Source organism: Bradyrhizobium sp. SPXBL-02 (assembly GCF_051853065.1).
GTDB lineage: Bacteria > Pseudomonadota > Alphaproteobacteria > Rhizobiales > Xanthobacteraceae > Bradyrhizobium.
Window position 1 is genome coordinate 271872 of record NZ_CP182474.1, and the last position, 15091, is coordinate 286962.

The window sequence follows — 15091 nt, forward strand, 5'->3', positions numbered from 1 at the left end:
TCTGATTCACGGTGGGGAGCCCCGGGGAGGGAAATTGGCAGATAGGGTGGGCGGGGACGATGTCCACGGCGCGGAAAGCAAAAGTTCTGCCGGGACAGGAAGCTCGCGGCGGATTGTGGGATCCGGGCAACAGCGCCTGGGGCGGAAGCCGTCCCCACCTCTCCAACCGAATTAAGCCGCCTTTAGCGAATGTTCCCATAGGGTTGGCCGTCCATTTCCTGCTCCCCGGCCGAATTGCCGGTCATGTCGCGGCAAGTCAGAGCGTTTTCCGATGGAGCAGCGTGCCTCCCAGTATGATCCTGGCGTGTCCGAGCCGTCGGCGGCCCGGACCCTCGTCATCGACCTCGAAGGCGCCCTGTTGCGGTCCGAGCTGCTGTTGGAGGCGCTGTTCTCCAGCCCCGGCCGCCTGCTGGCGCGCTTCGGCGCGGGCGGACGGGCCGGGATGGCGGCGCTCACGAAGATCCTGGCGCGGGCGGAGATCGATTACGCCCATCTGCCCTATGATTCCGATGTGATGAACCGGGCGCTGGCGGCACGGGCGCGCGGGGCGAAGATCTATCTCGTCGCGGATCGGCTCGCCGCTCACGCCGCGGCGATCGCAGCGCATCTCGGCTTCGATGGCGTCGTCACGTCGGCCGATCTCGCCGCGGGCAGCGTGCCGTTCGATCGTGCCTCCATTGCGCGCATCGAAAATCGCGAGGTCCGCAGAGCTGACCTCGCCACCTGGGTGAAGGCGCTGCGGGTCCATCAATACGCCAAGAACACGCTGGTGTTCGTGCCCGCGCTCACGGCGCATCAGCTGAGCCTTTCGGCGCTGGGCTACGCGCTGCTCGCGTTCCTGGCGTTCTCGGCCTGCGCCTCGGGCGCCTATCTGATGAACGATCTGCTCGATCTCGCTGCCGATCGGCAGCATCCGACCAAGCGCCACCGCGCGCTCGCGGCCGGCGACTTGCCGATCTCGTCGGCGCTGTCGGCCGTTCCCGCATTGTGGTTGTTCGCGCTCGCCGCCAGCCTCTGCATCTCGCCGCTGTTCCTCGGCGTGCTCGGCCTCTATCTCGTCACCACGATCGCCTATTCGCTCGCGCTCAAGCGCAAGATGCTGGTCGACATCGTCACGCTCGCCGGCCTCTACACGCTTCGCATCGTCGCCGGCGCCGTCGGTGTCGGCGTGGTGCTGTCGGAATGGCTGTTGATCTTCTCGCTGTTCGTGTTCACCTCGCTCGCCCTGATCAAGCGCTTCAGCGAGCTCAGCATGCGCGAGAGCGCGGGCCTCGCCGATCCCGCCAACCGCGACTATCGCGTTACCGACCTTAACGTCATCGCCGCGATGGCGGCGGCGAGCGCCATGAACGCGGTGACCGTGTTCTCGCTCTACGTCTCGTCCTCGGCGGTGACGCCGCTCTACAGCCGGCCCTGGATGCTGTGGCTGCTCACGCCGCTGCTGCTGTACTGGTTCGGCCGTGCCCTGATGATGGCGCATCGCCGCGAGATGCCGGACGATCCGATCCTGTACGCTTTCCGGGACGGTCCCAGCCGCATCGCCGTCGCGGCGATGGTCTGCATCATGCTCGCCGCGATCTGACCGGCCCGCAAGGTCGCGGCCGCCGCTTGCGTGACCTGCTGCGACTGGCTACATCGCGATCCATTCGACTAGCCTATGATATCGACGCACCGATTCGACCCGAGGTTTTCATGACCGTACGCCTGCACCGCGGCGACCTGCCCGACCTGTCCCGCTACACCGGAGCGGTGGCGATCGACACCGAGACCATGGGGCTGAACCCGCACCGCGACCGGCTCTGCGTGGTGCAGCTCTCGCCCGGCGATGGCAGCGCCGACGTGGTGCAGATCCCCAAGGGCCACACCGACGCGCCGAACCTGAAGGCGCTGCTTACCAATCCGGCGGTCACGAAGATCTTCCACTTCGCGCGGTTCGACGTCGCGGTGCTGTACCAGACCTTCGGCGTCATGACCGGGCCGATTTATTGCACCAAGATTGCCTCCCGCCTGACCCGCACCTACACCGACCGCCACGGCCTCAAGGACCTCGTCCGCGAGGTGCTCAACATCGACCTCTCCAAGCAGCAGCAGTCCAGCGACTGGGGTTCCGACAGCCTGACCGAGCCGCAGCTCGCCTATGCCGCCTCCGACGTGCTGCATCTGCATGCCTTGCGCGAGCGGCTGGATGCCATGCTGGTGCGGGAAGGCCGCAGCCAGCTGGCGCAGGCCTGTTTCGACTTCCTGCCGACCCGCGCCCTGCTCGACCTCCAGGGCTGGGCGGAAGAGGACATTTTCGCGCATTCCTGAACGCCCGGCGCGGCGATTGGCCGGGCCTTGCCGCCCCGTTTCGGACACTTTCGTAACGGCCTGTCGCCGGCTGCATATTTGGGCGGCGCCGGATAGAATGGGGTGCCCCCTCGACCGGACACGGCGAGCTCCTCGTCAGGAGCCAGGCAAGCAGGAACCCAGGTGAATTCGGCCCAGAATCCCACCTACGACGCCGCGCTCGCGGCGAAGTTCGCCAGCGCGGCGCGCCACAGCCGCCTGGTGCGGATTCTGCGCATCGCGGTGCCGGGTGCGGTGCTGCTGTCCATGGCCGCCATCGTCGGCGTCTCGATCTTCAACCCGTTCCGCATGCTGATACCGAAGCTGCCGGTCGATAGCGGAAATCTGGTGGTGTCGGGCACCAAGATCACGATGGAATCGCCGCACCTCGCCGGTTACACGCCCGATCAGCGGCCCTACGAGCTCTGGGCCAAGACCGCGACGCAGGACATCACCGATCCCGACCATGTCGATCTCAAGGACTTGCGCGCGAAAGTGTTGATGGAGGATCAATCGACCCTGTTCCTCGACGCCCGCACCGGCCGCTTCGACAACAAGCAGCAGCAGCTCGATCTGCGCAAGGACATCTTGCTGCGCACCTCGACCGGCTACGAGGCGCGCCTGAACTCGGCCTTCGTCGACATGGGCAAGGGCACGGTCTCCTCGGACGAGCGCGTCGACGTCAAGCTGACCAACGGCACGCTGAGCGCGGATCGCCTGCGCATTACCGAAGGCGGCGACGTCATCCGCTTCGAGGGCAATGTGGTGATGCATCTGGACAAGCTGGATGAGCCCGCCGCTGTTCAGCCTGCACCGCCCGAGCCTGCGCCGACGAAGACACGCACGCCTCAGAACAAATCTGCCAATTCGAAGTGATTTTCATGATGACCTGTTTTCCGCGTGACGCTGTTGTCAGCAAGGCCGCGCTCGCAATCGGCCTCGCCCTGCTGGTCACGGGTGCGGCGCTTGCGCAGAGCACGATGCAGGGCGTGCCCAATGCGATGCAGGGCTTTTCGCAGAACCGCGATCAGCCGATCCAGATCGAAGCCGCCTCGCTCGAGATGCGCGACAAGAAGAAGGAGGCCACCTTCGCCGGCAATGTGAAGGTCGTGCAGGGCGACACCACCATGACCTCGAAGACGCTTGTGGTGTTTTACGAATCGGGCGGCGGCGACAAGCCGGCCGCGCCGCAGCCCGCAGCGAAAGGCGCGAAATCGGCGCCGATGCAGTCGGCGCAGCCGGGTCCGGGCGGCAGCTCCTCGATCAAGCGGCTCGAGGCGCGCGGCAATGTCGTGGTCACCCAGAAAGACCAGGTCGTGACGGGCGAGACCGCGGTGTTCGACACCAAGACCAATCTCATCACCATGCTCGGCGGCGCGGGCGGCCAGGTGGTCCTGACTCAGTGCAAGAACGTGCTGCGCGGTGATCGTCTGATGGTCGACATGACCACCGGCGTGTCCCGCGTGGAAGCCGACAACGGACGGGTGCAGGCATTGCTGCCGCAGGGCGGCAGTAATGATTGCGGCCAGGGCGCCAAACCCGGCGCGCCGCCGCCTCTGCAATTGCCGGGCGCAACTAAACAAAAGTGAATTCAACAACTTGGATCGGGTGCTCCCGATCCGAGGTTGAAGCTTGGCGGGCGAGCCTGTATCTAGCGCGCAGGGCTTTTGAAGCGGGGTCTGCCGCTTTTCGGGCGTGTTTCACTGGGCATGAGACATCCCTTCATTCATGGTGCGCCGGCGAATCGAGGCCGGCACGGCAGATCGCGTGATGATCGCGAAAGGCTAGAAGGCGGGGATGGTCGATCTCTTCAGCATGTTCCGTCGGCGCCCCGCCAAGCGCGGCCGGCCAGGATTTGCGCGTCAGGACATCACCGCGCTCGGTGACAGCGTCAGCGGACTCGTGCCTAGTCCTGTTAGGGACGCCCCACCGATTGGCCGCGACCAGCCGCGCGCGGCCGACCAGTTCCAGGGTGACTACGAGGCCGACTATCCGGCCGAGCCGCGCCCACAGGCGGTTCATCCGGTCCGGACTGCCGCCAGGCCCAACGGTGCCGGAGGGCCGCAGCTGCTGAAGCGGCCCGGCTTCCTGGCTGTGCATAGCGTGGAAAAAGCCTTCGGCAGCCGCCAGGTGGTGCGCGGCGTCAGCATCTATGTGCGCCGCGGCGAAGCCGTCGGCCTGCTCGGCCCGAACGGCGCCGGCAAGACCACCGTCTTCTACATGATCACCGGCCTGATCAAGGCCGATCGCGGCGCGATCGAGCTCGACGGCCACGACGTCACGAAACTCCCGATGTATCAGCGCGCGCGGCTCGGCATCGGCTATCTGCCGCAGGAGGCCTCGATCTTCCGCGGCCTCACCGTCGAGCAGAACATCCGCGCCGTGCTCGAAGTGGTCGAGCCCTCGCGCAAGAAGCGCGAGCAGCAGCTCGACTCGCTGCTCGACGAGTTCAACATCACGCGCCTCAGGAAATCACCGTCGATCGCGCTGTCGGGCGGTGAGCGCCGCCGCGTCGAGATCGCGCGCGCGCTGGCGACACGGCCGAACTACATGCTGCTCGACGAGCCCTTCGCCGGCATCGACCCGATCGCAGTCGGCGACATCCAGGATCTCGTCCGCCATCTCACCAATCGCGGCATCGGCGTGCTCATCACCGACCACAATGTCCGCGAGACGCTCGGCCTCACCGACCGTGCCTATATCGTCTATGCCGGGGAAATCTTGACCGAGGGAACTCCGGATGAGATCGTGGCTGATCCGGACGTGCGCCGCCTTTACCTTGGCGAGGAATTCCGCCTCTAGCCCGTTTTTGCGTTTCGTCAAGACGTGTACATCGGGCTCGGACTAGGATAAGCAAAAATCGGACCATTTTTGGGAACGGTTCTTGCTTCATGGCGCTTACGCAGAGATTAGAGTTCCGGCAATCGCAGTCGCTGGTCATGACGCCGCAGCTGATGCAGGCGATCAAGCTGCTGCAATTGTCCAATCTCGATCTCACGACCTTCGTCGAAGAGGAGCTCGAGCGAAACCCTCTGCTGGAGCGGGCCAGTGACGAGGCCCCCGCAGAAGCCCCGGCCGAGGCCGGCAGTTACGGCGATTCCGAGGGTGGCCAAGGCGATGGCCAGGGCGAGGATGGCTTCAGCGGCAGTGCCGAGGGTTTCGAGCCGGGCCAGGAAGAATGGATGAGCAAGGATCTCGGCACCCGCGCCGAGATCGAGCAGACCCTGGACACCGGCCTCGACAACGTCTTCTCCGAGGAGCCGGCCGAGGCTGCGGCGCGCAATGCCCAGGATGCGGCGCCGACCACCTATACCGAATGGGGCGGCGGCGCCTCCGGTGACGAAGACTACAATCTCGAGGCTTTTGTCGCGGCCGAGACAACGTTGTCGGACCATCTCGCCGAGCAGCTCTCGGTGGCCTTCACCGCGCCCGCGCAGCGCATGATCGGCCAGTACCTGATCGACCTCGTCGACGAAGCCGGCTATCTACCGCCTGATCTCGGCCAGGCCGCCGAGCGTCTTGGCGCGTCGCAGGCCGAGGTCGAAAACGTCCTCGCCGTGCTGCAAAAGTTCGATCCGCCCGGCGTCTGCGCGCGCTCTCTCAGCGAATGCCTGGCGATCCAGCTCCGCGAGCTCGACCGCTACGACCCCGCGATGCAGGCGCTGGTCGAGCATCTCGATCTGCTCGCCAAGCGCGACATCGCGGCTCTGCGCAAGATCTGCGGCGTCGACGACGAGGACATCGCCGACATGATCGGCGAGATCCGCCGCCTCAATCCCAAGCCTGGGATGAAGTTCGGCTCGGCGCGCCTGCAGACCATGGTGCCCGATGTCTATGTCCGTCCGGGTCCCGACGGCGGCTGGCATGTCGAGCTCAACAGCGACACCCTGCCGCGCGTGCTGGTGAACCAGACCTATTATTCCGAGCTGTCGAAGAAGATCGGCAAGGACGGCGACAAGTCCTATTTCACCGACGCGCTGCAGAACGCGACCTGGCTGGTGCGCGCGCTCGACCAGCGCGCCCGCACTATCCTGAAAGTGGCGACCGAGATCGTGCGCCAGCAGGACGGGTTCTTCACCCATGGCGTCGCGCATTTGCGCCCCCTCAATCTGAAGGCCGTCGCCGACGCCATCCAGATGCATGAATCCACGGTGTCGCGCGTCACCGCCAACAAATACATGGCGACCAACCGCGGCACGTTCGAGCTGAAATATTTCTTCACGGCCTCGATCGCCTCGGCCGACGGCGGCGAGGCGCATTCGGCGGAAGCGGTGCGTCACCACATCAAGCAGCTGATCGATTCGGAGGAGCCCTCCGCGATCCTGTCGGACGACACCATCGTGGAACGCTTGCGCGCCTCGGGCATTGATATTGCCCGCCGCACGGTCGCGAAGTACCGCGAAGCCATGCGCATACCCTCCTCGGTGCAACGCCGCCGCGACAAGCAGAGTGCTCTTGGTAACGTCCTCTCTACCGCCTTGTCCGATCGCTCCCGCAATCCCGAACCGGCCTGATTGCGCTGGCGCCAAATCGCGCTACTCTCGATGCCCCATCGAGACCGATCCAAGCTGGGCACCAACCAAGCGAGGCATCACATGACTCTCAGAATCTCGGGCAAGAGCATCAGCGTCGGCGAGGCCCTGCGCGGCCGCGTTGCCGACCGCACCGACGAGGTGCTGCGCAAATATTTCGACGGCAATTATTCCGGCCACATCACGCTGAGCAAGGACGGCTTCGGCTTTCGCACCGATTGCGCCCTGCATCTCGATTCGGGAATCACGCTGGAGGCCGATTCGAACGCACCGGATGCCTATGCCAGTGCCGACCAGGCGCTGCTGATGATCGAGAGGCGGCTGCGACGCTACAAGAACCGGCTCAAGGACCGTTCCGCGCGCAAGGCCCATGCCGCCTCCGAGGCGATGGCTGCGCTCGACGCCACCAGTTATGTGCTGGAAGCGCCCGGAGAGGGCGAGGACGAAGTCGCCGGCTACAGCCCCGTCATCATCGCCGAGCAAACCACGTCGCTAAAGCGGCTCTCGGTCAGCGAAGCCGTCATGGAACTCGACCTCAGCGGGGCACCCTGCCTGGTATTCCAGCATGGCTCGTCCGGCCGGGTGAACATCATTTACCGCAGGGCGGACGGCAATGTGGGCTGGATCGACCCGCCGGGAGCCAAGGTGGACGGCCAGGCCGGCGGCTAGGCCCGTGGGCCGGCACCCGTACCATCCCGGCCCTTAACAATGACAGGGGCAAAGCCGCACGCGGGAGTTGGCACCGGGATTGCGTTGGAGTAGAAGCCCCCCACATCTGGACTTGGTAGGGCTTGGGCTAAGTCCCCCTCCTGCTTCATGTTATTGACGCCGGCCGGGCTTGGTCTATCAAGCCAGCCAAATCGGAACCTGACGGTTTAATTCACCTCGGAAAGCTTCCATGCCGATTACCGATCTGGTCGCGCCCGAGGCGATTCTCCCGGCATTGAAAGTCAACAGCAAGAAGCAGGCCCTGCAGGAGCTCGCTGCCAAGGCCGCCGAGCTGACCGGGCAGAACGAGCGCGCGATCTTCGAGGTGCTGCTACAGCGGGAGAAGCTCGGCACCACCGCGGTCGGCTATGGCGTCGCCATTCCCCACGGCAAGCTGCCCAAGCTGGAAAAGATTTTCGGCCTGTTCGCACGCCTCGATCGCCCGATCGATTTCGAGGCGATGGACGGCCAGCCGGTCGATCTCGTCTTCCTGCTGCTGGCCCCGGAAGGGGCCGGCGCCGACCACCTCAAGGCGCTGGCCCGCATCGCCCGCCTGCTGCGCGACCAGGACATCGCCAAGAAGCTCCGCGCCTCGCGCGACGCCCAGGCGATCTATTCCGTGCTGGCGCTGCCGCCGGCAACGGCGGCGTAACGTCGCCTTCTTCCAGCCTGTCGAGGGTCCGATCCGCTCGGGCTCCTGGATCGCGCGTTGGGCCGTGTCGCCACGCCCCGGTGATCTCCAAGGTAGACGGTATGAAAATCTTCCCGCCTGAGACGCACGGCACATTGGCCGGCGTCAAGGTCCGCTAAGAGTCGCTCGAGACCATTTGGACTGAGTGGACGTGATGCGGAATGGAAGGGCGCCGTTGCGCATCGGCGCGGCGGCGGAAGAACGGCTCCATGGGCGCCGGCGCTTGCGGATGGCGCTCCTCGGCACGGTGGCAAGCGGTGCATTGTGGCTGACGCAGCCGGGGCCGGCGCTGGCCGGACCGGGCAGCTGCACGGTTGTCGGCGACACCGCCACCTGTAGCGGCGATCAATCGGCCGGGATCGGTGCGGCCGATTTCAACCCAGGCGTGGTCGGCACGCTCAACGTCAATGCGCTGACGACCGACATCGCGCCGGGCTCCGGCGTCGCCGCGATTTCCTTCAACAAGGGCAACGGCAACGTCACCATCAACAGCGACCTCGGGCCGTATGCCATCCACGCGACCGGAATCACCGACGCAATTACCGGCACAGTCAACGGCAGCGTGACCATCAATCACGCCGGCAACATCAGCTCGGCCGGCGGCGCCGGCATCTACTTCACGACGGTCGGTGGGTTCGCCGGCGGTATCACCGACATCAGCATCACCAGTAGCGGCACGATCGACGCGTATAGTGACGGCATTCATGCGTGGGTACAGACCGCTTTGTCCAACGGCCCCGTCGTCATTGCGCACACTGGCGACATAACGTCGAGGACGACCTATGGGGTTTCCGCGCTGACCCTCTCCAACACCGTAAACGTCACTACCGTCGGCAACATCAACGCGGCCCTTGGGGGCATCGAGGCAACCGCCGACTTTGACGTTACCGTCAACAGCACGGGAAACATCGCAGCTACCGCAGGCATCCTTGCGTTCTCCATCTTCGGCCACATCGCGGTTTCGCAACGCGGTAACGTCGCCGCCACTCTCGACGGCATCTTTGTGAGTACCTCGAGCGGTTCTGCGACGGTCACGCAGAACGGCAATATCTCGGCTGGACGCAACGCCATCTTCGTCGCGGCGGCGGACAGCGTCAGCATCACCAGCCGCGGCGATCTCGTCGCCCATGACACCGGCATCGCGGCGACCGGCGGCGGCGTCGGCGTGAACAGCATCGGCAACATCGCCGTGAGCAACGGCGCCGGGATGTACATCATCGGGCAGCAGGCCGTGGGAATCACCAGCCGTGGAAACGTAAGCGGGTCCACCTACGGTATCTTTGCGGGCATGACGAACCTGTTCGGATACTTTACGACTGTGGACAGTGCCGGCGACATCGTCTCCTCCGCAGGCGAAGGAATTCACGCCGAAACGGTTGCTGGAGTGACCTCCGTCACCAGCCGCGGGACCATCAGCGCATTTGCCGACGGCATCCGCGCTTACGCGCCCGGCAATGTCACCGTGAACAGCACCGGCACGGTTTCGTCCGGGTCGGGCAACGCCATCTATGCGAGCGGGGGAGGCAATCTCGAGGTCACGGCCAGCGGCGGCGTCGTGTCGGGCGCGCTCGCGGGCATCCGGCTGGACGGCGGCGCAACCAATACCGTGAGCATCGATGCGACGGCCAGAATCATGGGCGGTCTCGATGCAGTTCTGGCGAGCACTGGCAACGACACCGTGAACAATTCCGGTATCGTCAGCGGCAATGTCGTGCTCGGCGGCGGCAGCAACGCCTTCAACAACCTGTCCGGCAGCGTGTTCAACAGCGGCGCGATGGTGGATCTCGGCGCCGGCAATCTGCTGAGCAACGGCGGCATGCTGGCTCCGCTTGGGGTCGGCGCGGTCGGCACCACGACGCTGACCGGCGATTTCGTTCAGGGCGCGAGCGGCAGGTTCATGGTGGACGTGGACGCCGCCGGTCACAGCGCCGACCGGCTCAACGTCACCGGCACGGCCGGCCTCGGCGGCAAGGTGGTGGCGGATCCGCTGGCGCGCCTTACGACGACGACGACCTACACGATCGCGAGCGCAGGCAACGTGAGCGGCACCTTCACGGGGGTGGATTTCCTGACCGCAAACAGCTTCGCGCGCAACGCCCGGCTGAGCTATGTCGGCAACGACGTGCTGCTGACGCTCGATCCCGGCCTGCTGTCGTATTCGCTCCCCAGCAATGCCAGCGTCAATGTGCGGAACGTTGCGGCGGGGATCGACGCGCCATTGATAACAGGCGCGGCGCTGCCGGCGGGCTTCAATGCCCTGTTCGCAATGGCCGGTGCGCCGCTGATGAACGCCCTGACGCAGGCCTCGGGCGAGACTGCGACCGGCTCGCAGCAGACGACTTTCAACGCCATGAGCCAGTTCATGGGCACGCTGACCGACCCGTTCCTGGCCGGGCGCGGCGATCCTCACGCGTCAGCCGGTGTGACGGGATACGCTGGCGATGCGCCGGCGTCAGCCGGTGGCCGCAAGCGCAGCGGTGCCGAGCGTGACGCCTACGCGGCGATCTCCCGCAAGGCGCCGCCCGCGCAGACCTTCGAATCCCGCTGGAGCGCATGGGCCGCAGGCTTTGGTGGCTCGCAGACCACCGACGGCAACGCGCAAATCGGCTCGAATAATGCAACCAGCCGCATCGCCGGCGCAGTCGCCGGCGCCGACTACTGGCTCTCGCCGCATACCGTTGCGGGCTTCGCGCTCGCCGGCGGGGGCACCAGCTTCTCGGTGGCCAATGGCGGCACCGGCCGCTCCGACCTGTTCCAGGCCGGCGCGTTCGTGCGGCACAATGCAGGCGCGGCCTATGTCACGGGCGCGCTCGCCTATGGCTGGCAGGACATTACTACCGATCGCACGGTCATCATCGCCGGTGCCGACCATCTCCAGGCGCGCTTCAAGGCCAACGCCTATTCCGGCCGGCTCGAAGGTGGATATCGCTTCGTCGCGCCCTGGATCGGCGGCGTCGGCATCACGCCTTATGCCGCGGCCCAGTTCACGGCGTTCGACCTGCCGGCCTATACGGAGCGGGCGATCACCGGCAATGACACCTTTGCGCTCAGCTACGCTTCGAAGATTGTCACCGCCAGCCGCAGCGAACTCGGCCTGCGCACGGACAAGTCCTTCGGCATGGCCGACGGCATTGCCACGCTGCGCGGCCGTCTTGCCTGGGCGCATGATTTCAACCCTGATCGCTCGATCGGAGCAACCTTCCAGGCGCTGCCCGGCTCGAGCTTCGTGGTCAATGGCGCCGCACAGGCCGCCGATGCCGTGCTCGTCAGCGCGTCGGCGGAGAAGGCATGGCTGAACGGTTGGTCCGCGGCTGCAACGTTTGAAGGTGAGTTCTCGAACGTCACGCGCAGCTACGCCGGCAAGGGCGTCGTACGATATGCGTGGTGATGCCCGGGGCCGGTGAGAGCGGTCAGCTCGTGACCAGCCTGCACACCGACGATTCCCAGGAGGACGAAAGCGCGATCTGGCAAGCGCCCAGCGTCGGCGTGGAAAAGCTGGCCGGAAACGTGATGCGCTGCTCGATCACGGTCAATGTGATCGCGTCGATGGGTGTCCTCCACCCCGCGCTGCTTCCCGCAGAATGGAGCTTTGTGCAACAGGTCGTTGCGCTCCTGATGTGGGTCATCTTGATCTACGCCAGTGCCTTCGTGCGTCCCTGCCTGCGCGTGCAGCCCAATCCCGATTTCATCGCGCTGGTCGCATTCTATGCTCTCGCCGCTGTTTCCGTGCTCTGGAGCGGCCTCGCCACTGCGGCGATCATGAAGAGCGCGGCCCTCGTGGTGACGACCTTCGGTGCGTACTGCCTCATCACGCGGATCGACATCGACGAGATCGTCGGAGCGACGGCGCTGGGGCTCTTCATCTTGGTCGCCGCCTCGGCCCTGTGTGCGGTCTTCGTGCCCGAGATCGGCGTCGATCAGAGCTGGATGCACAGCGGCCAGTGGCAGGGAATCTACGAATCGAAGCAGACGCTCGGCTTCATCAGCGCCTATCTGATGTTCTTTGCCTTCTATCAGAAGATGACGGGCCAGGGCTGGATCGTCTTCCTCCTGACGTTTCTCCTGGCATCGACATGCGTCATCGCCTCGGAATCCCGTGGTGCCGGCGCCGTCGCGATTGCCGCGGGCGCACTGCTCGTGACCTCGATGTGGTCGATCCGCTGCATGAGGATCTACGCGGTGCTGCCGGTCATCATGTGCATCCTGGCTGCACTCCTGATCCTGTATTTCTACGTCACCGGGTACGATTCCATCCATCTCGGCGAATCGACCATCAACTTGACCGAGCGGACGTTCATCTGGCAGTACGCCATCAGCCATTTCAACGACGCGCCGCTGCTGGGCTTCGGCATCAACGGATTCTGGACGCGCCCTGCGATTTACGACTATTTCAACCAGAACCACGGCTGGGTGCTCGACAATTACCATAGCGGCTACATTGCGGTGGCGATGGAGACGGGTTTCCTGGGATACGTGCTGTTCGTCGCGAGCGTCTATCTGTTCTCGGAAAAGGTCCTGTACTTGATCGCCACCCGGTCGATCGATCGTCGCCACTGCGCTCTCGTGATCGGATTCGTCGTCCTCAGCTTTCAATCGAATTTCACCGAGACGATGTTCCTTCGCTCCACGATGTTCACCTCGGTGCTGCTCGTTGCATTCTTCTTCGCAGTCTGTCGGCCGGTGCCGCAGCAAGGCTTGCAGCAATGATGGAGCAGGCAGGATGAACGCCATCTGCGCCCGCTGGGCGGCAGCTTTCGGTCTCGCCTTGGCGCTATCGGTGCTTGCGATCTGCTCCCCGGCAGAGGCAGCCGGGCAGGCCAAATCCGCTCCCCTAAAATTGGGACGCGGCATCAACATCCTTGGCTACGACGGCATCTGGGAGGGAGGCCGGAACGCGCCATTTCGTCTGGACAATCTCACTGCGATCAGGCGCGCCGGGTTCTCGCACGTTCGGATCAATTTCTTCGGCTTCAAGTTCATGAACCCGGAGAATGCGCTGGACGAAGTGGTCTTGAGGCGGCTCGATGCCGTCATCGAGGAGGTGCTCGCCCGGAATCTCATCCCCATCCTGGACGAGCACGATACCCATGTCTGTCAGCGCGACGTCTCCGGCTGCGCCGAGAAGCTGAAAGCATTCTGGACGCAGATCGCCGCGCGTTATGCCGGGAAATATCCGAGGCTTGTCTTCGAGGTGCTCAATGAGCCGGGCGGGCAGATGACGTCCGCCGCCTGGAACGCCCTTCTGAACGAGTGTCTCGGCATCATCCGCGCCACCAACCCCCGGCGGTTGGTGATCGCTGCGGTCCTCAACGTCGACGAGATGCCCGTCGAGGACCTCGTCCTGCCGTCAGACGACCGAAACCTCATCGTCACGTTTCACTATTACGCGCCGCTCCGTTTCACCCATCAGGGCGCACCGTGGTCGCCGACGTTCTCGCGGATCGGCCCGCTCGATTGGGGCACGCCGGAGGACGAGCAGAAGGCGCGCGCCGATTTCGAGAAGGTCAAATCCTGGTCCGAACGGGAAAAGCGCCCGGTCTATCTCGGCGAATTCGGCGTGTACGAGGCCGCTCCCGCCGAAGCCCGAACGCGATATCTGTCGTTCATGGCGCGAAGTGCGGAGCGGCTCGGCTGGGCCTGGGCCTATTGGCAGTTCGACCACGATTTCGCGGCCTTCGACAGCGCGCGCCAAACCTGGAAGCCGGAGATCATCCGGGCGCTGATTCCAAACGCACGCTGAAACGCGAATGTTACGTGACCTGAACTCGACCGCGCGATGCGATCGTGCTCCGCCTTACGCGCCGTTTTCCGGCTTAAGACGCCGAGAGGCGGCGCCTTGCGTTCACTTTTGACCAATACCCAATTACCAAATGTATCGGAGTGTTGCTGCCCGAATACAGCGCGCGGAGGCCGGCCGATGTACCTTGGCTGGAGATTTCTATCGCTGATTGCTTTGGGGGTGACGAATGGAACGACTGCTGCTGGCGACGTCGGCTCTGATTGTCGCAGGCTCTGCTCAAGGTGCCGATCTGGGAGCTCGTCCCTACACGAAAGCGCCGGTTGCGGCGGCCGTGCCTTTCAGTTGGACCGGCTGCTATGTCGGGGGTCATGTCGGCGGCGGTGCGAGCCGAACGGGCTTCACGGATCCCGGCATCGGAACGGGGGCGCTCATCGCGCCGGCAATGACCATAGGCAATGTCCCTGGTGATCGCATTGGGGTGAACGGAGACGTCGGAATTGTAGGAGGCGTACAGGTAGGTTGCGATTACCAATTTGCCAGCAACTGGGTGCTCGGGATTGCCGGCGATTTCACGGCCACCGATCTTCACGGCACCGCCAACGATCCCTTCTTCGCCGGAAAGACCGGCGCGCCCGCCACTCTATCGAGCCGCACCGACTGGGTCGCCAGCGTCACGGGTCGGATCGGCTACACATGGGATCGCTTCCTCGTTTATGGCAAGGGCGGCGTCGGGTTTGCGCATGACCGGTACAATCTGAACAATTTCACGACGATTGGCGGCTTCGTTTGTCCCGGTGTGGGATTCCTCGTTTTTGAGCCCTGTAATTCAAGCGCCAGCACCGATCGTGTCGGCTGGGTGGCAGGTGCCGGTGTCGAGTGGGCCTTCGCCCCGAACTGGTCGGCCTTGATCGAGTACACTCACTACGGCTTCGACAGCAAGCGCGTGGGGTTCGCCAATCCAGTCGCCGCCACCACCGCGTTGATCGATATTCGTCAGGACATCGATATCGTGAAGGTAGGCATCAACTATCGGTTCGGCGGATCACCCGTCGTCGCGAAGTACTGATTGATCGCGTAAGCAGACAAAGGGAGCGG

12 protein-coding genes are annotated in these 15091 nt (G+C 64.6%); all 12 read left to right on the forward strand.

Going from position 1 to position 15091, the window contains the following annotated elements; all coding sequences use genetic code 11:
* The first annotated feature begins 304 nt into the window (after positions 1–304).
* Positions 305–1582 carry a UbiA family prenyltransferase gene (locus ACNJYD_RS01290; protein ID WP_349628411.1) on the forward strand — a complete coding sequence of 426 codons (1278 nt, stop codon included), beginning with the start codon at positions 305–307 and terminating at the stop codon, positions 1580–1582.
* 110 nt (positions 1583–1692) lie between these two features.
* Positions 1693–2307, forward strand: a complete 615-nt coding sequence (locus ACNJYD_RS01295) for a ribonuclease D (RefSeq protein ID WP_212257744.1) — start codon at positions 1693–1695, stop codon at positions 2305–2307.
* Positions 2308–2469: 162 nt separating this feature from the next.
* Positions 2470–3201 (forward strand): LPS export ABC transporter periplasmic protein LptC, encoded by a 732-nt coding sequence (gene lptC, locus ACNJYD_RS01300; RefSeq protein ID WP_172788627.1) that lies wholly within the window; start codon positions 2470–2472, stop codon positions 3199–3201.
* Positions 3202–3206: 5 nt separating this feature from the next.
* Positions 3207–3914 carry an LptA/OstA family protein gene (locus tag ACNJYD_RS01305; protein ID WP_212257743.1) on the forward strand — a complete coding sequence of 236 codons (708 nt, stop codon included), beginning with the start codon at positions 3207–3209 and terminating at the stop codon, positions 3912–3914.
* A 208-nt stretch (positions 3915–4122) separates the two neighbouring features.
* On the forward strand, positions 4123–5127 hold the full coding sequence (gene lptB, locus ACNJYD_RS01310) for an LPS export ABC transporter ATP-binding protein (RefSeq protein ID WP_439365119.1): 1005 nt from the start codon (positions 4123–4125) through the stop codon (positions 5125–5127).
* Positions 5128–5216: 89 nt separating this feature from the next.
* Positions 5217–6839 carry an RNA polymerase factor sigma-54 gene (gene rpoN / locus ACNJYD_RS01315; RefSeq protein WP_439365120.1) on the forward strand — a complete coding sequence of 541 codons (1623 nt, stop codon included), beginning with the start codon at positions 5217–5219 and terminating at the stop codon, positions 6837–6839.
* Between the two features lie 81 nt (positions 6840–6920).
* The gene (gene hpf / locus ACNJYD_RS01320; protein WP_172788623.1) at positions 6921–7526 is read left to right on the forward strand and encodes a ribosome hibernation-promoting factor, HPF/YfiA family; all 606 of its coding nucleotides are present in this window, start codon (positions 6921–6923) and stop codon (positions 7524–7526) included.
* A 229-nt stretch (positions 7527–7755) separates the two neighbouring features.
* Positions 7756–8217 carry a PTS IIA-like nitrogen regulatory protein PtsN gene (gene ptsN, locus ACNJYD_RS01325; protein ID WP_063701529.1) on the forward strand — a complete coding sequence of 154 codons (462 nt, stop codon included), beginning with the start codon at positions 7756–7758 and terminating at the stop codon, positions 8215–8217.
* A gap of 214 nt (positions 8218–8431) precedes the next feature.
* Positions 8432–11644, forward strand: coding sequence for an autotransporter outer membrane beta-barrel domain-containing protein (locus tag ACNJYD_RS01330; protein WP_439365121.1), 3213 nt, complete (start codon positions 8432–8434; stop codon positions 11642–11644).
* Entirely contained in the window at positions 11644–12963 is a 1320-nt protein-coding gene (locus ACNJYD_RS01335) for an O-antigen ligase family protein (RefSeq protein ID WP_439365122.1), read from the forward strand. Before ACNJYD_RS01330 ends, ACNJYD_RS01335 begins: the two co-directional genes overlap by 1 nt.
* 13 nt (positions 12964–12976) lie before the next feature.
* Positions 12977–13996 (forward strand): glycoside hydrolase family 5 protein, encoded by a 1020-nt coding sequence (locus ACNJYD_RS01340; protein ID WP_439365123.1) that lies wholly within the window; start codon positions 12977–12979, stop codon positions 13994–13996.
* A gap of 226 nt (positions 13997–14222) precedes the next feature.
* Positions 14223–15062, forward strand: coding sequence for an outer membrane protein (locus ACNJYD_RS01345; protein ID WP_439365124.1), 840 nt, complete (start codon positions 14223–14225; stop codon positions 15060–15062).
* Positions 15063–15091: the final 29 nt, after the last annotated feature.

Bases quoted from the DNA above. Each gene is read 5' to 3' on its own strand.
- ACNJYD_RS01305 (WP_212257743.1), top strand. From the start codon at position 3,207: ATGATGACCTGTTTTCCGCGTGACGCTGTTGTCAGCAAGGCCGCGCTC.
- hpf (WP_172788623.1), top strand. From the start codon at position 6,921: ATGACTCTCAGAATCTCGGGCAAGAGCATCAGCGTCGGCGAGGCCCTG.
- ACNJYD_RS01340 (WP_439365123.1), top strand. From the start codon at position 12,977: ATGAACGCCATCTGCGCCCGCTGGGCGGCAGCTTTCGGTCTCGCCTTG.
- ptsN (WP_063701529.1), top strand. From the start codon at position 7,756: ATGCCGATTACCGATCTGGTCGCGCCCGAGGCGATTCTCCCGGCATTG.
- ACNJYD_RS01295 (WP_212257744.1), top strand. From the start codon at position 1,693: ATGACCGTACGCCTGCACCGCGGCGACCTGCCCGACCTGTCCCGCTAC.
- ACNJYD_RS01335 (WP_439365122.1), top strand. From the start codon at position 11,644: ATGCCCGGGGCCGGTGAGAGCGGTCAGCTCGTGACCAGCCTGCACACC.
- lptB (WP_439365119.1), top strand. From the start codon at position 4,123: ATGGTCGATCTCTTCAGCATGTTCCGTCGGCGCCCCGCCAAGCGCGGC.
- ACNJYD_RS01345 (WP_439365124.1), top strand. From the start codon at position 14,223: ATGGAACGACTGCTGCTGGCGACGTCGGCTCTGATTGTCGCAGGCTCT.
- rpoN (WP_439365120.1), top strand. From the start codon at position 5,217: ATGGCGCTTACGCAGAGATTAGAGTTCCGGCAATCGCAGTCGCTGGTC.